This is a genomic window from Candidatus Thiosymbion oneisti, assembly GCF_004359955.1.
Lineage (GTDB): Bacteria > Pseudomonadota > Gammaproteobacteria > Chromatiales > Chromatiaceae > Thiosymbion > Thiosymbion oneisti.
The window spans coordinates 1-215 of sequence record NZ_SMSC01000214.1; the positions used below are offsets into that span (position 1 = coordinate 1).

Annotated in this window: 1 pseudogene; it reads right to left on the reverse strand. The window is 60.9% G+C overall.

The features are described 5' to 3' along the window. A pseudogene (locus tag E1958_RS19970) lies at nucleotides 1-215 on the reverse strand (IS481 family transposase); the annotation flags it as partial.

Consider the following 215-nt stretch of genomic DNA (forward strand, 5'->3'; position numbering starts at 1 on the left):
CGGTCCGTTGGTCCTCATCCGGCATCTGAGGCAGGTACTTAACATCGACGTGGACGAAGCCCGGCGCATAATTCTTGAAGGTCTTCACCGGTGTCTGGGTGCCTGCTTCCTGGGGCATCAGCGCCTTGAGGTTAGAAACGCCATGGCGGCGCAGACAGCGGTCGAGGCTGGAGCGGGAAACTTCGGGGTGGATGAACTCCCGGATCACCACCAGC